This window comes from Peptoniphilus gorbachii (genome assembly GCF_016908115.1).
Classification (GTDB): Bacteria; Bacillota; Clostridia; order Tissierellales; family Peptoniphilaceae; genus Peptoniphilus_A; species Peptoniphilus_A gorbachii.
In genome coordinates this window covers 76,315-95,440 of sequence record NZ_JAFBDH010000001.1, presented here as the reverse complement: position 1 = coordinate 95,440, position 19,126 = coordinate 76,315, and the positions used below count along the sequence as shown (strand labels likewise).

General features: G+C 28.6%; 18 protein-coding genes. 6 read left to right on the top strand and 12 right to left on the bottom strand.

What is annotated here, in order from left to right; all coding sequences use genetic code 11:
* The first annotated feature begins 1 nt into the window (after position 1).
* The gene (locus JOD41_RS00495) at positions 2-1,288 is read left to right on the top strand and encodes a methionine gamma-lyase family protein (protein ID WP_205051130.1); all 1,287 of its coding nucleotides are present in this window, start codon (positions 2-4) and stop codon (positions 1,286-1,288) included.
* A 192-nt stretch (positions 1,289-1,480) separates the two neighbouring features.
* Here the strand turns inward: JOD41_RS00495 and lexA are convergent, their stop codons facing one another.
* Entirely contained in the window at positions 1,481-2,101 is a 621-nt protein-coding gene (gene lexA / locus JOD41_RS00490) for a transcriptional repressor LexA (RefSeq protein WP_205051129.1), read from the bottom strand.
* Positions 2,102-2,296: 195 nt separating this feature from the next.
* Here lexA and JOD41_RS00485 point away from each other — a divergent pair, with 195 nt between their 5' ends.
* The 5 genes from JOD41_RS00485 (at position 2,297) to JOD41_RS00465 (ending at position 8,332) form a co-directional block, all read left to right on the top strand.
* Entirely contained in the window at positions 2,297-2,593 is a 297-nt protein-coding gene (locus JOD41_RS00485; RefSeq protein WP_205051128.1) for a LysM peptidoglycan-binding domain-containing protein, read from the top strand.
* A gap of 127 nt (positions 2,594-2,720) precedes the next feature.
* Positions 2,721-4,253, top strand: coding sequence for a ribonuclease Y (rny, locus tag JOD41_RS00480; RefSeq protein ID WP_205051127.1), 1,533 nt, complete (start codon positions 2,721-2,723; stop codon positions 4,251-4,253).
* Positions 4,254-4,302: 49 nt separating this feature from the next.
* Complete coding sequence (locus tag JOD41_RS00475) at positions 4,303-5,268, top strand: tyrosine recombinase XerC (protein ID WP_205051126.1); 966 nt, start codon at positions 4,303-4,305, stop codon at positions 5,266-5,268.
* Positions 5,269-5,300: 32 nt separating this feature from the next.
* On the top strand, positions 5,301-5,924 hold the full coding sequence (locus JOD41_RS00470; RefSeq protein WP_205051125.1) for a copper amine oxidase N-terminal domain-containing protein: 624 nt from the start codon (positions 5,301-5,303) through the stop codon (positions 5,922-5,924).
* A 692-nt stretch (positions 5,925-6,616) separates the two neighbouring features.
* A complete protein-coding gene (locus tag JOD41_RS00465; RefSeq protein ID WP_205051124.1) occupies positions 6,617-8,332 on the top strand; it encodes an Rqc2 family fibronectin-binding protein in 1,716 nt (571 codons plus the stop codon).
* Positions 8,333-8,350: 18 nt separating this feature from the next.
* On the opposite strand, the gene JOD41_RS00460 is transcribed toward JOD41_RS00465, so the two are convergent.
* The 11 genes from JOD41_RS00460 to dut all read right to left on the bottom strand — a co-directional run bounded on the left by JOD41_RS00460 (position 8,351) and on the right by dut (position 19,079).
* Complete coding sequence (locus JOD41_RS00460) at positions 8,351-8,668, bottom strand: YerC/YecD family TrpR-related protein (RefSeq protein ID WP_019107153.1); 318 nt, start codon at positions 8,666-8,668, stop codon at positions 8,351-8,353.
* A gap of 95 nt (positions 8,669-8,763) precedes the next feature.
* On the bottom strand, positions 8,764-9,414 hold the full coding sequence (locus JOD41_RS00455) for an AAA family ATPase (RefSeq protein ID WP_205051123.1): 651 nt from the start codon (positions 9,412-9,414) through the stop codon (positions 8,764-8,766).
* A 4-nt stretch (positions 9,415-9,418) separates the two neighbouring features.
* Positions 9,419-9,652, bottom strand: a complete 234-nt coding sequence (locus tag JOD41_RS00450) for a hypothetical protein (RefSeq protein ID WP_205051122.1) — start codon at positions 9,650-9,652, stop codon at positions 9,419-9,421.
* Positions 9,653-11,104: an AAA family ATPase gene (locus JOD41_RS00445; protein ID WP_205051121.1), complete on the bottom strand. Its 1,452-nt coding sequence runs from the start codon at positions 11,102-11,104 to the stop codon at positions 9,653-9,655.
* Positions 11,101-12,078 (bottom strand): metallophosphoesterase family protein, encoded by a 978-nt coding sequence (locus tag JOD41_RS00440; RefSeq protein WP_205051120.1) that lies wholly within the window; start codon positions 12,076-12,078, stop codon positions 11,101-11,103. Before JOD41_RS00440 ends, JOD41_RS00445 begins: the two co-directional genes overlap by 4 nt.
* 11 nt (positions 12,079-12,089) lie before the next feature.
* Entirely contained in the window at positions 12,090-13,160 is a 1,071-nt protein-coding gene (recA, locus tag JOD41_RS00435; protein ID WP_205051119.1) for a recombinase RecA, read from the bottom strand.
* A 2-nt stretch (positions 13,161-13,162) separates the two neighbouring features.
* Positions 13,163-14,398, bottom strand: a complete 1,236-nt coding sequence (locus JOD41_RS00430) for a competence/damage-inducible protein A (RefSeq protein WP_205051118.1) — start codon at positions 14,396-14,398, stop codon at positions 13,163-13,165.
* Between the two features lie 8 nt (positions 14,399-14,406).
* Positions 14,407-14,940, bottom strand: coding sequence for a CDP-diacylglycerol--glycerol-3-phosphate 3-phosphatidyltransferase (gene pgsA, locus JOD41_RS00425; RefSeq protein ID WP_205051117.1), 534 nt, complete (start codon positions 14,938-14,940; stop codon positions 14,407-14,409).
* Entirely contained in the window at positions 14,937-16,253 is a 1,317-nt protein-coding gene (gene rimO / locus JOD41_RS00420; protein WP_205051116.1) for a 30S ribosomal protein S12 methylthiotransferase RimO, read from the bottom strand. Before rimO ends, pgsA begins: the two co-directional genes overlap by 4 nt.
* Entirely contained in the window at positions 16,246-18,609 is a 2,364-nt protein-coding gene (locus tag JOD41_RS00415; protein ID WP_205051115.1) for an FtsK/SpoIIIE family DNA translocase, read from the bottom strand. The genes rimO and JOD41_RS00415 overlap by 8 nt, the downstream gene beginning before the upstream one ends.
* Positions 18,610-18,647: 38 nt before the next feature.
* Positions 18,648-19,079 carry a dUTP diphosphatase gene (dut, locus tag JOD41_RS00410; RefSeq protein ID WP_205051114.1) on the bottom strand — a complete coding sequence of 144 codons (432 nt, stop codon included), beginning with the start codon at positions 19,077-19,079 and terminating at the stop codon, positions 18,648-18,650.
* Between the last annotated feature and the right edge of the window lie 47 nt (positions 19,080-19,126).

Sequence of the window (19,126 nt, the reverse complement as noted above, 5' to 3'; positions counted from 1 at the left end):
GATGACAATATATGATAAATTATTTGAAGAAGAATATAATATTGATAAAAAAATAATTGATTTTGTAAATAAAAATGAAGAAACTTTAAAAGATAGATTCCAGGAATTTAGTGACATTGCACAGTATAATCAAGTTAAGATTTTAAAAGCCATGCAAGAAGAAGGGCTAAAGTCAACTGATTTTAACTGGACTACAGGATATGGCTATGGAGATATTGGAAGAGACAAGGTAGAAAGCATCTACACCAGAATTTTTAAAACAGAAGATAGTCTTGTAAGGTCAAATATTGTATCAGGAACTCATGCCATTACACTGGCAATTAAGTCTGTTTTAAAGCCAGGAGATCACTTTTTATCTGTTACTTCAACTCCCTATGACACACTTCAAAAAGTTATTGGATTAAGGGGAGATAATCCTGATTCATTAATTAATTCTGGATATGATTATTCTGAAGTTCCCCTAATTGACAGCAAAATTGATGTAAAAAGCATAAAAAATTATATTAGAGAAAATACTTCTCTTGTAATAATGCAAAGGTCAACTGGATATTCAAATAGAAGGGCCTTTACAATTTCTGAACTAAAGGCAGCTATTGATGAAGTTAAGAGGATAAATCAAAATATAAAAATTTTTGTGGACAACTGTTATGGTGAATTCACAGAACTAATAGAGCCAAGTGAGCTTGGAATTGATATTATGGCAGGTTCACTTATAAAAAATCCAGGAGGCGGAATATCTTACACTGGAGGCTATATTGTAGGCAAGTCTGAACTAATTAATAGAGCTGCAAATATTCTTACAGCGCCAGGAATAGGAAAGGACTGTGGACTTACTTTTGGCATGACAAGACAAATCCTACAAGGGCTTTTTATGTCACCAAAAATTGTTGAAGATGCAATAAAAGGATCTATGCTTTTCTCAAAATGTTTTGAAGAATTGGGATTTAAAACAATTCCATCAAGCGACGAACCAAGAAGTGATATTGTTACGGCAATTGAACTAAAAAAACCAGAAATTTTAGAGACATTTTGCAAATACATTCAATTTTCTTCTCCAGTTGACTCAGAATTCACTCCTATGCCGTGGGACATGCCAGGATATGATGACAAGGTAATAATGGCAGCAGGGGATTTTATAGAGGGCTCATCTATAGAGCTTTCAGCAGATGGACCAATGAGAGAGCCTTATTATGTATACTTCCAAGGAGGTCTCTCTTACTATCACATTAAGTTTGCCCTAATACATCTCTTAAATGCCCTTGATAAAGAAAATCTAATTAACATTTAAGAGGTTTAAATTGTCTTTTTTTGGAAATAACCAAAAATTTAAAAGACAAATAGATAAAAGTTTGAAATTGAATTTAGTTTTTTATGAAAAAATAAGGGATATATATATCCCTTATAAAAGAATTCTTAATTCCTTATTAAAATTTAGTTTAACTAAAATAACCTTACTGTTTATAAGCAGTAAGGTTATTTTTTAGTTCATTTTTCTGTAAAGTCCAACAATTTTTCCCAATATATCGACTTTGTCAAAGTAAAAAGGGTCCATATTATCATTTTCAGGTTGAAGTCTATATCTGTCCTTTTCTTTATAAAAAGTTTTTATAGTAGCTTCTTCGTCAATTAAAGCTAAAACTTTTTCACCATTTCTGGCAGAATTTGCCTTTTCAATAATTACATAGTCTCCGTCACAAATTCCTGCATTGATCATACTTTCTCCCTTAACTTTTAGGATGAAAAGTTCTTTATTTGAGACAAAATCAACAGGAAGTGGCATAGTATCTTCGATATTTTGTACGGCTAAAATAGGAGCACCTGCTGTAACTCTACCAAGAATTGGAACATCTACGGTCTTTTTTTTCAGCATTAGTATGTCGTCATCTTGGGGAACAATTTCAAGGGCTCTAGTTTTGGAAGCGTCTTTTCTAATATAATTGGTAGTTTCCAATTTTTCAAGTGCGTAATAAACTGTTGATGTAGATTTAATATTACATCCAGAACAGATTTCACGGACAGTGGGTGGGTAAGACTTAGATTCAATAAATCTTTTAATAAAAAATAAAATTTCAAGCTCTCTTTGGTTTAGATCTTCGTACATAGGTTACCTCCAAATTTTTCTATATTAATAATAGCACATTAAAACAAGTATTTCAAACGAAAGTTTAAATAAGTGTATTATTTACTTGACATAATAGAACCTTAGTTGTAACATATGTTTAGAACTAATATTTGATACGCTTGTTTACTACAGGTGTTTAAACTATTTTCGAACAAATTTATATGAGGTGATTTTATGAAAAGAATTATTATTAATAAGCCAAAAGTTTTCTTATTTTTATTTTTAATATTTATTTTTAACTCTGGCTTAATAATAAAAAATTTTGATGATACTAAATTAATAGAGGATAAAGAATTAAGAATCGTAGTGTATACTGTAAAAAAGGGTGACACCCTATGGTCAATTTCAGAAAATTATGAATATAAGAATAAAATGAAATTTATAATGGATATTGAAAAACTAAATAGTATTACATCCTACGATATAAAATCAGGTTATAAATTAGCTATACCTATTAATAAAAGTAATTAGATGGCATTGAAACACTTACTTTAATGTTTGACTTATGCTTTTAAAAGATATACAATTATTTTAAGGCTTATGCCTGAAAATGATTGTAAAATTTGAAACATGAAAACTAAATAGGAGGTGTGTATGAATGGATTTTAATACTTTAACTATTATTATGGGTATTATTGGTGTGGCAATTGGCTATGCTGTTAGAAGATATATTTCTGAAGGTAAACTTAAAAATGCTGAGGAATTATCAAAAAAGATGATTTACGATGCCGAGAACCAAGCTCAAACTCAAAAGAAAGTTTTACTTGTTGAAGCTAAAGAAGAAATTCAAAAACTAAGATCTGAGCAAGAAAATGAAGCTAAGATTAGAAGGGCTGAAATTAAAGAAATGGAAGACCGTGTTTTATCTAAGGAAAAGCTTTTAGACAAGAAGTCTGCTCAAGTTGAACATAAAGACGAAAAACTTACTAAGAAATTAGAAGGTCTTAGAGAAAAAGAAGATCAAGCTGAAGAACTTATTAAAAAGAGAGAAGAAGAGCTGCAAAAAGTTGCCGGTCTTACTAAAGATGAAGGTAAGGAAATTCTTTTAAATGAATTAAAAAAAGAAATCACTAATGAATCAGCACTTATTATCAAAGAAAATGAAAATAGAATCAAAGAAGAATCCGGAAAATATGCTAGAAATGTAATTGCACAAGCTATCCAAAGATGTGCTGCAGATCAAGTTGCAGAGTCTACTGTTGCTGTTGTAAATCTTCCAAATGATGAAATGAAGGGGAGAATTATAGGTAGAGAAGGTAGAAATATTAGAGCTATTGAATCAATCACTGGAGTAGATTTAATTATTGATGATACTCCTGAAGCTGTAGTATTATCTTGTTTTGATCCAATAAGAAGAGAGATAGCAAGAGTAGCTTTAGAAAAACTTGTAAATGACGGCAGAATTCATCCAACTAAGATTGAAGAAACTGTAGAAAAGGCTAGAGCTGAAGTTGAAACTATAATCAAAGAATCTGGTGAACAAGCAGCTTATGATGCTGGTGTTCATGGACTTCATCCAGAAATTATTAAATATTTGGGAAGACTTAAATATAGAACAAGTTATGGACAAAACAACCTTAAACATTCAGTTGAAGTGGCTGAAATTGCAGGAATATTAGCTGGTGAAATTGGAGCAGACGTTAAACTTGCAAAGAGAGGTGGACTACTACACGATATAGGAAAATCTGTAGATAGAAATCTTGATGCTCCACATGTTGATATTGGAGTTGAAATTGCTAGAAAGTATCACGAATCTGAATTTGTAATAAATGCAATCCAGTCTCATCATGGGGATGTTGAGCCAAATTGTGTAGAATCAGTTTTAGTTCAAGCTGCAGATGCTATTTCTGCTGCAAGACCTGGTGCAAGACGCGAAACAGTTGAATCATATATTCAAAGACTTGAAAAACTTGAAGAAATCGCTAATGAATTTGAGGGAATTGAAAAGTCTTATGCAGTTCAAGCTGGGCGTGAAATTCGTATAATAGTAAAACCTGAAAAAATATCTGAAGCAGAAATTACTATTACTGCAAGAGATGTTGTTAAGAGAATAGAAGCTGAATTAGATTTCCCTGGACAAATTAAAGTTAATGTCATAAGAGAAACTAGAGCAGTTGAATACGCTAAATAATTAAAAACCTGACTTTTGTCAGGTTTTTATTTTTATGAGAGGTGATAGATTGATAAGTTCAAATTTAGTTGATGATTTCTTAGATTATATGAAATCAACAAAGGGTTCTTCTGATAATACAGTCAAAGAATATTACTATGATTTAAGAGTTTTTGTAAGATTTATAAAAAAAAGAAAAAACTTAGTTGATGAATCTATTGATTTTAACGATATTGCTATCGAAGATATAAGCCCTGAGGTATTAGAAAGTGTAACAAAACAAGATATATATGCCTATAATGCTTTTTTAGAAAGGGAAAGAAAAATTTCTAATAGATCAAAATTTAGAAAAATTTCATCAGTTAGAAGTTTTTACAATTATTTATATGCTAAAATAGAGGTAATTAAGAAAAACCCAATTATAGATATAGATATGCCTAAAATTGAAAAGACTTTACCAGTTTATCTAACTCTTGACCAAAGTTTAAATCTTTTAAAAACTATAGAGAAATCAAAAATAAAAGCACTTTATAAAAAAAGAGATTATGCTATTGTAACTTTATTTTTAAACTGCGGTATGAGGCTTTCTGAGCTTTCTGCTATAAATATTTCTCATTTGAAGGATGATAACACTCTAAAGGTAATAGGAAAGGGTAATAAAGAAAGAACTATCTATCTAAATGAGGCTTCTGTTTATGCTATAAATGAATATTTAAAACTTCGTCCTCAAATAAAAGATGACGCCCTATTTCTATCTATGAGAGAGCAAAGAATGAGCAACAGATCAATTCAACACATGATAGAAAAGCATATGAAAAATTCTGGACTTGATACAAATAAATATTCTGTTCACAAACTTAGACATACTGCGGCAACACTACTTTATCAATATGGAAATGCAGATATAAGGTCTTTACAAGAAATATTGGGACATGAATCTGTTAATACTACAGAAATTTACACTCATGTAAATAAAAAATCACTAAAAAAATTAGTAGAATCTAATCCTCTTTCAAAAGTAAGAGAAGAGGACTAAAATTTTAAAACACTTATATTAAAGGAGAAATTATGAAGAAATTAAAAAAAATTGCAGTTCTTGGATTAATGACTATGGTTTTAAGTACATCTGTTTTTGCAGCTGGAAAATTACCAAAGGATGCTTCTGATAAAAATATTGATATTTTTATAAATGATGCTGTTCAAACAATACCGCAAGAAATGGGAAGAGCTTATTTTGATAAGAAAACTAATAGGGTTATGGTTCCAATTAGATATATTTCTGAAAATTTGGGAGCTCAAATTAATTTTTATGAAAGAAATGAAAATAACACTAGAGGAGTTCTAATAGGTGCCATAGATGTTTTAGTAGAACTTGATATTAATTCAACTAAAGCAAAAGTTAATAAGGCTGGAAACGAATCAATTATCGAGCTAGATTCTCCAGCTATACTATATGATGGTAGAACTTATGTGCCTATAAGATTTATATCTGAAACTCTAGGACTTAGTGTTGATTGGAAAGATAATTCAGTATATATATCAGGACAATTTAAAACTAAGGGAAAAAAATATAATTATGGAGAAGATGATAAGCAAAAGGAAATAAATAAAGAAAATAACAAATCTTTTGATCAAACTAAATCTCTTGATGATAAAGATCAAAAGAAAAATGAATCGATTTCTATTTTTTAATAAATTTTAAATAATTTATATAAAAGGGAAAAATTCATAATAAATTCTATTATTTTAAATATATATAACATTAATTTTTATCATTATTTTTAATATTAATATTTAGGGTAGAGAAAAATTTAAAACTTAAGAGAAAAAAATAGTCACAAAATAATAATTTTGTGACTATTTTTGTGTATTGTTTTTCTTTTTTTTACATTTAACTTCATATTGAATTAAATAACAAGCTTACATCTATTTTTAATATCTCTTTTAAATAGAATTATGTTTTAAATTTCTTGTTCCTTTTATTTATTATAATTTTTCCTAATTATTCTGAAGAGTTTAATAAAGCATCTTTTTTTATTAAATTATGATCTCTCTAAATCAGTTCTATGAGCTTTTTAATTTCTCCTAATACTTTTATATGTCTAAAATTTTAATAATTTTTTATTTTTTCTTACTATTATATATAAAATTAGTTTTTTAAGTAATATTATTACAATTTGTATTTAAATTTAATTATTATGAAAATCCATCAAACTTTTATTGCAAATTTTATAGATATAGTCCCTTTTAAATTAAATAAATTTTCTTTAATTAAACAACATATTTAATCTAATAAAATAATACATTTGTTCTGTACATATGTTCTAGTAATTGAGAAATATTATAATTTATAAAATATGTTATAATTATTTTCAGGTGATAAAATGTCTTTAGACGGAACAGTTGTAAAAAATTTAGTTTATGAGATAAATAATCGAATAAAAGAAGGTAGAATTGATAAAATATACCAAAATAAAAATGATCTTTTAATTAATATTAGAGCTCGAGGTCAAAAGGAAAAACTCTTTATATCCATATCTGGAAGTCCTAGAATTTATTTTAGTGATGAAAACTTTGAGACTCTACAAAATCCTCCAGCCTTTTGTATGCTTTTAAGAAAGCATTTGGAAAATAATCAAATTTTAGAAGTTAGTCAATATAAGATGGATAGAATAATTAAAATAATGGTTAAGTCTTTAGATGAACTTGGTGAATACAGTAAGAAGTCCCTTATAATTGAGCTTATGGGAAAGCATTCAAATGTTATTTTAATTGATGAGGATAACAAAAAAATTATTGATTCCCTTAAAAGAATTAACTTTAACTTATCAAGTGTTAGAGAAATTCTTCCTGGTTTAATTTATAATGAAGAGGATATATCGCAGGGATTAAATCCATGTGAATTAAATTCATTATCTGAAATCATAAAAAATTCTGAGAAAAATGTGAATTTAAAATCTTTCTTTTTAAAAGAATTTACTGGCATCAGTCCACAAATGTGTAGAGAAATTGAGTATAGAACTAATATTGACTTTAAGAAGAATGTATCTTCATTAAATGAAAGTGAAATTAATGATCTTGAGGAAAATTTTTTAGAAATTTTTAAAAATATAAGAGAAAATAAATTTGAACCAATAAAAATTTATAGAGATGGATTATTTAAGGACTTTTATTCCATAAATTTAAATGAACTTGGAGAAGATGAAAAAGTAAAAGTCAAATCTATCTCTTCCCTTCTTGAAGAATATTATAATTCAAAGTTTTTACGAGATAGTTTGGGATCAAAGTCCAAGGAATTGAAAAAATCAGTTAGAAAACATATTGATAAAATAAAAAGAAAGCTTTCAAACCAGGCAAATGAATTAAATACAGCTTTAAATCGTGAAAAATTTAAGATTTATGCCGATTTAATATCCTCAAATTTTTATAAAATTGAAAAGGGTGCTAATTCAGTTACTGTTGAAAATTTTTATAATGAAATGGAAGAAATAAAAATTCCATTGGATCCTACATTAGATGGACCATCAAATGCTTCAAAGTATTATAAAAAGTATTCTAAATTAAAGAACGCAGCAATATTTTTGACTGAACAAATTGAAATTGGGAAATCAGAAATTTCTTATTTAGAATCAATTTTACTTAACATCGATTTAGCTGAATCTCCTAATGAAATTGATGATATTTATGAAGAATTGGAAAAAGAAGGATATTTAAAAAAGAAAAAGAAAAAAATAAAAAAGAAAAAAGATTCTGACGAAAATTACATTAAAATAAAAACTGAAGAAGGTTTTGATATTTTTGTAGGAAAAAATAATAGACAAAATGATTATTTAACTCACAAAAAAGCCAAAAAAAATGACCTTTGGTTTCATGTTAAGGATGCTCCAGGTTCTCATGTGATTTTAAAAAATGATAACAGAGATTTTACAAACAATGCACTTCTTAGAGCTGCTAAAGTCGCTGCAAAATACAGTTCTCTTTCAAAATCCCAAAATATTCCCGTTGATTATACCTTTAAAGCTAATGTTAAAAGACATCCAGCAAATAAACCAGGGCTAGTAAATTATACAAATTATAAAACAATAAATGTAAACATTTAAAAAAGAATAAGGTCAACCTTATTCTTTTTCTTCATCTTCATCTATTATATTCAATCTTGTTAAAACTAATTTATAGCCATCAGCTCCATAATTTAAAGATCTGTTGATTCTTGATATTGTAGCAGTTGAAGCTCCTGTTTCGCTTTCAATTTCGTGATATGTTTTATTCTTAACAAGTAGTTTTACAACTTGTAATCTTTGTGCAATTGCTTGCAACTCTTTAACTGTGCAAATATCTTCAAAGAATCTGTAGCATTCTTCTAAATTTTCTAAAAGTAATATGGCTTCAAATAATCCATCTACATCCTTGCTCTTTATTTTTGAGTCGTAAATCATTGTATCCTCCTGACTTTAAACAATAGTATAATATAAAAACAATCTATATTTTCATTAATATAGTAACAATTTTGTTTGCTAAAGTCAAGAAAAAATTACTGATTGTATACACTTACTTGACTAACACCTTTTTTATTTACAACCTGAAAGGCTTTATCGCAAATTTGAGAAAGATGAGGATTATGAGTTACCATAATTATTTGTCTGTCAAATAAATTTGATGACTTTTTAAGAAATTCGCCCAAATTAAAAACATAATCATTGCTTACATGTTTTCCAGGTTCGTCAAGAATAAGTGGTCCAGAAAGTTTTGGCTGATTTAGTTGTAAGAAGGCAATTCTAAGTGCCAATGAAATAATATCAACAACTCCCCCACCTCTAGCAATCTCAGGCTTGGTTTTTACGCTGTATCCCTCAGGATAATTGCTTTGTACAAAAAATTCAGCAATTGGTACAGATCTTGATTCTGAAAGCTCAATTATAAATTCAATATCAGTTTCAAAAATAAATTGAAGACATTTTGTGACAGTATCTTCAATTTGTCTCTTTGATTGTTCTCTTGCAAATTCAGAAGTTTTTTGAAATAAAAGTGCGACCTTTGTTAAAACATCAATGTATTTTTCCTTATCCTTTAAAACTTTTTCGGTTTTTTCTAATTGATCTGATAATATCTCAATTTTACCTTCATCGCTTAATATTTTGTTATTTAGTTTATTTAATTTTATATCAAGTTCTTTTAAATCCAAAAAATCACAACCTAGGCATTAAATTATTAGCTTCGTCAAAAAGTTTTTCAATTTCAATTTTTAAATTGGAAATTTCGTTTTCAAGGTCTTCTGGTTTTATGCCAAGTTTTTCAATTTCAGTAAGAATTTCTTTTTTTTGTGAGTTTAGCTGTTCAAGTCTAGCTTCAGATTTATATTTCATGTTTTTTAATCTGTCTAGTTGATCCTTTAAATTCTTTAAATTTTCTTCGTAATTCATTTAATCATTCCTCAAGTGGTACTTAATGTGTTCAATTGACTCATTATCGATTTTACTGTAGCAAAAAGGACATACTCTCATGTCAAGAATAGTCTTTTCATAAGATACAGTGTAGCCCTTAATATCTTCATCTATATTTTTTAATTTATCATTTATAACAGAAATTTCATTAGAAATATTTCTAAATTTATCCTCAACATAAGATATTTCTTTTAAAATTTTAGTTTTATCTTCAATAGTTTTTGAAATAAAATCAATTTTATCGTTATTAAAAAAGTTTTTTATGTAATCATTACCTAAAGAAAGCTTTGAATTAATTTTACTTAAATTATCTTTGTATTGGGAAACTTTTGAATAAAATGTTAAATTACCTTGTAATTTTTCAGCAATGTTTTGAATTTCTACATTGTTTTTATAATTTTTTAAATCATCCTTAACGTCTGAAAGTTCTTTTAAGTTTTTCTTGTATTTATTATCTAAATTTTCATAAATAGATAAATTATTTTTATATTCACTAATTTGTGAAGCTTTTAATGATATTTCATCTAGATGTTTTAGTTTCTCTAAATTATTAATAATTAAATTTATCTCATTATTAGTTTTTATAATTTTGTTCAAATAATTTTCAAAATTATCTTTCTTTAAAATAAAACTCTCTAAATTTGGGATTATTATTTCAACTGTATTTAAATTTTTAAATTTTTCAAGTAAAGCAGAAATTTCTTCTAGCTCACATTTATTTTTATAAAAATTTTCTTTTAGTTTAGAGCATAATTCTAGTTTATCCTGTGATTTTTTTATTTTATTTCTTATATTAGTAATTTTGTCATACTTTTCTTTATATTCTTTTATATAGGAAAATCCATCTAATTGCTCTTTGAGGTCGTCCCTATTTTTTATTAATTCAACAATTTCTTGATTAGTTCTCTTGTTATCTCTAACAACAGTTCTAAGAGCGTCATCTACATAATTTACGCCAATTAATCTTCCAATTGCAGAAGCCCTAAGTGACGCTTGCTCATTTAATAAAAAAGGACCATCTAATTGCTCTGCTATATTTAAAATAGTTTTGTTGTTGGAATTATCCAGAGGAACCTTATACATATTAGTTACATCAGTAATTTCCTTTGGCACATCTATTCCAAATCCCTCAAATCTCATTTCGTTTCCTGAAGCATCTACAAGGAAATATGAATTTTTTGATGGAGTTTTTAATCTTTCAACAATAACTCCATTGGAAAATGTCACTTTACAAGAGACATCTTTCTCTCCTTGTCTAATAAAATAATCGCCCTTAGGTTCATTGTAAAGAGCCCACTTTATAGCTCTCAAAATTGCAGTTTTTCCTACATCAGAATTGCCAAGGATCACATTAAGTCCTCGGTCAAATTCCATCTCAGTGTATTCATGAGACTGAAAGTTATGAAGTTCAACTTTTTTTATATAAATCATGAGTATCTAACTCCATTTATTTGAGCTTCTTCAACTCTTCTTAAAGCTTCCTTTTTTACATCTTCAGAAATATTTTCACTTTTAGATATTTTTAATAGTAATTCAAAAATATCTAAACTTTTATAGTTACTTGTTGCATCAATACTTTCTTTAAATTCAGCAAGCTTAATGCCCTTAAATTGATGCCTTTCCATTTCAGACCTATCTAAGACTTCTTCACCTGATTTAGCACACTTTAAAAATCTATCTTCAATTTTTATTTCATCATCTAAAGTTATTATATTTACCTTTGGCTTTCTACTTATTTCAGCTTTTGAATTTGAGATTCTAATTAATGCTCCAGGGTTTACAAAATATTTTTCGTCTAGTTTAACTGTCTTAAAACCAAAATGATAGTGACCTGCTAAAGTAATATCTGCCTTTGTACTTCTTATATCATCTATTAAGGTATGAGGAACTTCTTTTAAAAATGGTTTATCAATTAAAAAACCGTGAGTCATATGAATAGAATACTTACAAGTATTATCCACTTCATCTACAATATAATTTTCCCTGTTTGAAGCTTCGTCCATAGAATATACATAGGGAGCACCAGTAAGCTCAACTCTAATATCTTTTTCTAAAATAATTTTTTTATAATTGACTAAATTCATGACACCTAAATTACATAAGAGGCCAAGCATTGTTCTATCAAGAGTATCAGGATTGTGACCAAAAATATCATGATTGCCACTAATTATATATATGGGAACTCCAAAACTTTGAAAAATTTTTGCAAAATCAGAGACTATACTTACAGAAACATCTGGTCTGTCAAAGAGGTCTCCACCATGTAGTACATAATCAATATTTTCTTCCTTTATAATATTTGAAACTTCTATTAATTTTTCCTTCAAAGTCTGTTGGTAGTCATCAATTCTATTTTTTGGGTTTGTGCCTCTGATGTGGGTATCTGTTAAATAGAGTAATTTCAAAAAATCACAACCTATTTATCTTCTTCTAAAAAATTATCAGATTTTGTATCTTTATCTTCTGCGTCCACTTCATTTTCCGGTATTAAATTATAGTGAAGTCTTACTTTATGTTCAATTTCCTTTAATAGTTCAGGATTTCCTTCTAAAAATTCTTTTGCATTTTCTCTACCTTGACCAAGTTTTTCTTCATCATAAGAATACCAAGAGCCTGCTTTTTTAACAATGTCGGCTTCTGCTGCTACATCAAGAATATTACCAACACTAGAAATTCCCTTTCCATACATTATGTCAAATTCAGCTTGTTTAAATGGAGGAGCAATCTTGTTCTTAACAACTTTTACCCTAACTCTGTTTCCAATCATTTCATCGCCCTTTTTAATGATTTCTGACCTTCTAATATCTAGTCTTACTGAAGAATAAAATTTAAGTGCTCTACCACCAGTTGTTGTTTCAGGGTTACCAAACATGATGCCAACTTTTTCTCTAAGTTGATTAATAAATACAACTGTACACTTAGACTTATTTATAGCACCAGTAAGTTTTCTAAGAGCTTGTGACATAAGTCTTGCTTGAAGACCAATTTGAGCTGCTCCCATTTCTCCATCTATTTCTGCTTTTGGAACAAGTGCTGCAACTGAATCAATAATAATTAAGTCAACAGCATTAGATCTAACTAAAGCTTCAGTTATTTCAAGAGCTTGTTCTCCTGTATCTGGTTGAGAAATAATCAGATTTTCTATATCTACTCCAAGGTTTTTTGCATAACCTGGATCAAGAGCATGTTCTGCATCTACAAAGGCACCAGTTCCACCTATCTTTTGAGCTTCTGCTAACATATGAAGTGCTAGTGTAGTCTTTCCTGAAGATTCAGGACCATAAATTTCAATAATTCTACCCTTAGGTATTCCACCAATTCCAAGAGCAATATCAAGTGCAAGTGAGCCAGTAGGAATTGAATCAATATCAAGCTTAACATCGTCTCCTAATACCATTACTGATCCTTCACCATATTGCTTTTCAATTTTTGACAAAACATTGTGAAGAGCTTCTTGTTTTTCTTTGCTTAATTTACTATCTTTCATAATTACTCCTTAAAATTTTTTCTAAGTACAAAAAGTATTTGAGACAATACTCTGTTGACAGTGCTTCTTCTTATTTTATTCCTATCTCCACTAAAGAAATAATGCTTAGTATAATAATTCTCATCTGTAAAATAAATGCAAGTGTAGACATTTCCTACTTCAGTTTCAGATGAATTAGGACCTGCTTCTCCAGTTGTAGAAACGCCAATGTTAGCATTGGATTTTTCCTTAATGCCCTTTGCCATCTCATATGCTGTGTTTTCACTAATAGCTCCAAATTCATCTAAAGTATTCTTAGAAACCTTCAAATTTTTATTTTTTGAATCGTTAGAATAAGTTACAAAGGAAGTTTCCATAACCTTTGACGCTCCACTAATATCTGTTATTGAAGAGCTAAGCATGCCACCAGTAATGGATTCTGCAAAGGAAATTTTTAAGTTATTATTTTTTAGAATTCTAACAATTTCATCAGCAACATCATCATTATTTTCTGAATAGACATGAGTGTTAAATTCAGCATATAAGGACTTAACAACTTTTTCTATAGAAAATTCCAGTTCATCTTTTTTTGAACTCTTGCCTATTATTTTTACTTCAGTATATGTTCCATGCGCGAAAGTATTTATACTAACAGAATCATCTTCAAAGGTCATTTTTCTAATTCTATCTTCTATTACTGATTCACCAAGACCAATAATGTCTATGGATTTTACCATTATATTTTCATTAGTAAATGATTTATTGGCAAAATAATAATCAAGCATTGGTTCCATCTCATTTGGTGGACCTGGAAGAAGAATTATTCTCTTACCATCAAATTCAATTGACTCACCAAGAGCTACTCCCCACATGTTCTCTATTTTTTCTGAACCTTCTATTAACATAACTTGTTTTAAATTATTTGGAGTCATGTTCCTGCCAAGCCTTGTGAACCTGTCAATCATCTTTCCCTTTTCAGCTTCATCAATATAAATTTTTCTGTTTAAAAACTTAGCAACAGCATCTCTTGTTATGTCATCATTAGTGGGTCCTAGCCCACCACTAATAATAATTAAATCAGAAGCTTTTGTAGAATAATCTAATTCCTTTACAATTTCCTCTAAGTCATCATCTACAGAAACCTGTCTATTTACCTCAATTCCAATATCTGTTAATTTTTCAGAAATATATTTTGAATTAGTATTTGTAATTGAACCTATTAAAATTTCTTTCCCAACTGTCAAAATGCTAGCTTTCATATTTCTCCTTAAATATTTTCTAAATCAAGAACTTTTTTATTTTTTATTAAATAATCTGCACCTGAAATTACAGTAAATACAACAGCTAAATAAAATATTCCCATGCCAATAGGTCTAAGATTTGATAACCCAGTTAAAAGTAAAATATTAGAAATAAGCTGTGTAACTGTTTTAAACTTTCCTAGAGGACTGGCTGCAATTGTAATATTTTCAGAAGCAGCAATAATTCTAAATCCAGTAATAGTAAATTCTCTAGCAATAATTATTATAACACCCCATGCTGGCATTTCCCCAGAGCTAACTAGCATAATCATAGCTGAGCATACTAAAATTTTATCTGCAAGGGGGTCGGCAAATTTTCCAAAATTTGTCACTAAATTATCCCTTCTTGCAAGATAACCATCTAAAAAATCAGTAAAAGAAGCAATTGCAAATATTATAGTTGCAACTATTCTCGAATTATTAAAATCCATATACATACATAATACAAAAATAGGAACCATGAGAGTTCGCATAAGAGTCAATTTATTTGGAGTGTTCATATAGCTTCACCTACTAAATCATAATCTAAAGTATCAATAACTTTAACTTTAACAAAATCTCCAACTTCTAAATTTTTAGAAGATTCAATATATGTTACTCCATCAATTTCTGGAGCATCCATATAAGTTCTTCCTACATAATTATTTTCGTCAATTTTTTCCTCAAGTAATACTTCTAAAGTTTTACCTAAATTTTTTGAAAGGATTTCGCTAGAAATTTCACTTTGGATTTCCATAATTTCATCCTTTCTTCTTTTTTTCACTTCATAGGGAATTTGATTATCTAAAATAGATGCTTTTGTTCCATCTTCTCTTGAGTATTCAAAAACTCCAAGCTTATCAAATTTAATATCTTCTATAAAGTCTACAAGATCTTTAAAATCTTCTTCATTTTCTCCAGGAAAACCAACAATAAAAGTTGTTCTAATAACAATTTCTGGAATGGCTTTTCGTAAATTTTTAAGAGTTTTTATAATATGACTTTTGCTAGTTTTTCTGTTCATACTCTTTAAAACATTGTCAGATATGTGTTGAAGAGGCATATCCACATATTTTACTAATTTATCGTTAGTTCTAAATTCTTCTATTAATTCATCTGTAAAATGATCTGGATATAAATATAAAACGCGAATCCACTTTAAATCTTCTATTTTTGAAATTTCTTTAATTAACTTTGCCAAAGAATATTTTGAGTACAAATCAATTCCATAATCAGTGGTGTTTTGTGCAATTAAAATAATTTCTCTCGCACCATTTTTTACAAGATATTCAACTTCAGAATATATATCTTCAATTTTCCTTGATCTATTTTTGCCACGAAGCGATGGAATAATGCAATAAGAGCAGTTGTTATTACAGCCTTCAGAAATTTTTACAAATTCAGTTTTATTAACTGTTTCTTTTTTTATTCCTTCAATGTAAGCTGAATTTAAATTATCAGTCTTTACAAATAAATCCCCAGCCATACTTCTGTCTAAGAGCTCATTTATATAATTAATATTTCCAGTACCTATTATTCCATCAATTTCAGGAATTTCTTTTAAAAGTTCCTCAGGATATCTTTGTGCAAGGCATCCTGAAAGTAAAACTTTTTTACATTTTCCTTTGTTTTTATATTCAACTGATTCTAATATAGTGTCAATTGACTCTTCCTTAGCAGCATCAATAAATCCACAAGTGTTTACAATTAGAATATCTGCCTCACTTGCATCATCTACCATTTTATATTTATCTTTATTTAAAAGTGAGTACATCATAGATGAGTCTACTTCATTTTTTGAGCAGCCCAGAGTAACTATATGCACATTATTCATCTTCATCACCTAAAATTATATCTATTTCTTCCTTAGTTTTTAAAAGTTTTCTAGGCTTAGAACCTTCATGAGGTCCAATAATACCCATCTCTTCCATTTGATCTACAATTCTTCCAGCTCTTGAATAACCTACTTTTAACTTTCTTTGGATGTAAGAAATTGAAGCTTGTTCATCATTTATAACAAGTTCAACTGCATCCTTAAAAAGTGGATCTTTTTCGTTATCTATTTTAACCTTTTTATCTTTTATTGCCTGTTCAATTTTTGATTCAACATGATTTTTTGTTTCATTATTATTTTTAACAAAGTCAACTACTCTTTCAACTTCATTATCGCCTATGAAAGCTCCTTGAATTCTCTTTGGTTTTGGATATTTACTTGGATAGAATAACATATCTCCTTTTCCAAGAAGTTTTTCTGCACCACCCATATCAAGAATTGTTCTAGAGTCCACAGAAGACGCTACAGCAAAGGCAATTCTTGAAGGTATGTTTGCCTTTATAGTTCCAGTAATGACATCAACAGAAGGTCTCTGTGTTGCTAAAATCAAATGCATTCCAGCAGCCCTTGCCTTTTGTGCAAGTCTAGCTATATATTCTTCAATTTCCTTTGATGCTACCATCATAAGGTCTGCAAGTTCGTCTACAATAATCAAAATCTTAGGAAGTTTTTCGTCTTCTCTTCCCTCTTCTACCATTTTTTTGTTGTAGCCTTTAAGATCCCTAACATGATTTTCTGCAAAGGCAAGGTACCTTTTTTCCATTTCATCAACAGCCCAATTTAATGCAAAAGCAGCCTTTTTTGGATTAGTAACTACATCAATCAAAAGATGAGGTATGCCATTATAGACACTTAGTTCCACAACTTTTGGATCAATCAGCATAAGTTTTACATCCTTAGGAGATGATTTATAAATAATACTTGTAATGATTGAATTAATGCAAACAGATTTACCAGATCCAGTTGCTCCTGCAATTAGTAGATGAGGCATATCTTCCATACCAGAAATTAAAATATTTCCTTCAACATCTTTACCAAGAGTTAATGGTATATCGGAATTAATGGTTTTAAACTCATTAGAATCTATTAATTCTTTTAGTCCAACTGCATCCTTTTCTTTATTAGGAACTTCGATTCCAACAACAGTTTTTCCAGGAATTGGAGCTTCGATACGTAGATCAGAGCTAGCTAAAGCCATTGAAATATTATCACTAAGTCCAACAATTCTAGATAATTTAATTCCAGGTGCAGGCTTTAATTCATAAGATGTAATAACAGGTCCACGATTTATGGCAACAACTTTAGATTCGATACCAAAATTTCTCATAGTATTTTCTATTATTCTGCCTTTTTCTATTACTTCATCTTTAGAAAATCCGCCCTTAGATTTAAGTCTATCTAAAAGAGCAATGTCTGGATAAGTGTAAATATATTCTTCTTTATTTTTATTTTCAATGTCATCTCTAATTGTATCTACAACATTTTCTTCACTATCAATTAATGAAGAATCACTAACATTATTTTCTTCTATATTTTTATTTTCGTCATTAATAATTTCTTTAGACTCTTCTTTAATATTTTCGTCAGAATAATCCTTTATAACTAAATTTTCTCCAAAGTTTTCAACTTCAACTGCTTTTTCTTCTTCCGATTTTTTTAGTTCAATTTTTTCTTTCTTTAAATTTTCTCTTTGAATTTTTTTCTTTTCTTTTTCTTCTTGTTTTAATTTTCTCTCAGATTTTTTTATTTCAAAGTCTTTCTTTTTATCTTCAAAATATTCACCTATATCTTCAGAAAACATAATTATCTGGTCAATATTAACTTTAAGCATAAAATAAATTGAAGCTACTATAATTAATCCAAGTACCAAATATGTTCCAAGAGAGCCCAAAAGTTTATATGAGAAAAAACCAAAAATAGCTCCAATTATGCCACCGCTTCTCGTAATATCCAAGTACTCAGTTGACTTAATAATCCTTTCGATTAAGGTCATATCCATTTCCTTAGAGCCATCGAGAAAAACTAAAATACACAAAAATATTACAAGAGAACATATTATATATCGTCTCATGTGATATTTTGTTGCTTGTATATTATAAAGAATTCCCCAAAAAATAAGTAGAAGTGGAATTAAAAAGTTTGCAGATCCTGCAACAACTGAAAATAATTTATAAATTAATGTGCCAATTAATCCCATTTTCTGACTATAAAGTGAAATGAAAAATACTATTCCAATTACAATTAAGAAAAGACCCATAATTTCTTTTCCAGAAGAAATTTCAGAAGCTGACTTTTTTCTTTTTTGAATATTCTTTTTATTTGAATTTTTTTTATTGTTTTTTTTATTTTTTATCAAGAGCTTGCACCTCAATAATATTATAACAATTTGTGCTCTTAAACACCAGTATGACCAAAGCCTCCATCGCTTCTTTCAGTATTACTTATCTCTTCAACTTCAACAATTTCCGGAGTTTCAATTTTCATAAATACAATCTGTGCAATTCTGTCGCCATCTTTTATTACAACTTCATCATTACTCATATTTATTAGAATTATTTTTAATTCACCTCTATAATCAGAATCAATTGTTCCAATTCCATTAGGAAGACCTAAACCTTTTTTTAGTGCAAGTCCCGATCTAGCTCTAACTTGTGCTTCATAGCCTTTGTCAAACTCAAGAAATAATCCAGTTGGAACTAAAACTCTATCAAGTGATTTTAAAACTAAATCTTCATCGAGATTAGCTCTAAGATCCATTCCTGATGAACCAGCTGTCTCATATTTAGGAAGTGGATGCTTGCTTTTATTTATAATTTTTAATTTCATAATTTCCCCTTTAAAAAATCGCATTAAAATAAATCTTAATGCGACTA

Excerpts from the sequence above, each read along its gene's own strand:
- lexA (WP_205051129.1), bottom strand. The coding sequence starts at position 2,101 with ATGTACGAAGATCTAAACCAAAGAGAGCTTGAAATTTTATTTTTTATT.
- JOD41_RS00460 (WP_019107153.1), bottom strand. The coding sequence starts at position 8,668 with ATGATTTACGACTCAAAAATAAAGAGCAAGGATGTAGATGGATTATTT.
- dut (WP_205051114.1), bottom strand. The coding sequence starts at position 19,079 with ATGAAATTAAAAATTATAAATAAAAGCAAGCATCCACTTCCTAAATAT.
- rny (WP_205051127.1), top strand. The coding sequence starts at position 2,721 with ATGGATTTTAATACTTTAACTATTATTATGGGTATTATTGGTGTGGCA.
- rimO (WP_205051116.1), bottom strand. The coding sequence starts at position 16,253 with ATGAATAATGTGCATATAGTTACTCTGGGCTGCTCAAAAAATGAAGTA.
- pgsA (WP_205051117.1), bottom strand. The coding sequence starts at position 14,940 with ATGAACACTCCAAATAAATTGACTCTTATGCGAACTCTCATGGTTCCT.
- JOD41_RS00450 (WP_205051122.1), bottom strand. The coding sequence starts at position 9,652 with ATGAATTACGAAGAAAATTTAAAGAATTTAAAGGATCAACTAGACAGA.
- JOD41_RS00495 (WP_205051130.1), top strand. The coding sequence starts at position 2 with ATGACAATATATGATAAATTATTTGAAGAAGAATATAATATTGATAAA.
- JOD41_RS00485 (WP_205051128.1), top strand. The coding sequence starts at position 2,297 with ATGAAAAGAATTATTATTAATAAGCCAAAAGTTTTCTTATTTTTATTT.
- recA (WP_205051119.1), bottom strand. The coding sequence starts at position 13,160 with ATGAAAGATAGTAAATTAAGCAAAGAAAAACAAGAAGCTCTTCACAAT.
- JOD41_RS00470 (WP_205051125.1), top strand. The coding sequence starts at position 5,301 with ATGAAGAAATTAAAAAAAATTGCAGTTCTTGGATTAATGACTATGGTT.
- JOD41_RS00430 (WP_205051118.1), bottom strand. The coding sequence starts at position 14,398 with ATGAAAGCTAGCATTTTGACAGTTGGGAAAGAAATTTTAATAGGTTCA.
- JOD41_RS00465 (WP_205051124.1), top strand. The coding sequence starts at position 6,617 with ATGTCTTTAGACGGAACAGTTGTAAAAAATTTAGTTTATGAGATAAAT.
- JOD41_RS00445 (WP_205051121.1), bottom strand. The coding sequence starts at position 11,104 with ATGATTTATATAAAAAAAGTTGAACTTCATAACTTTCAGTCTCATGAA.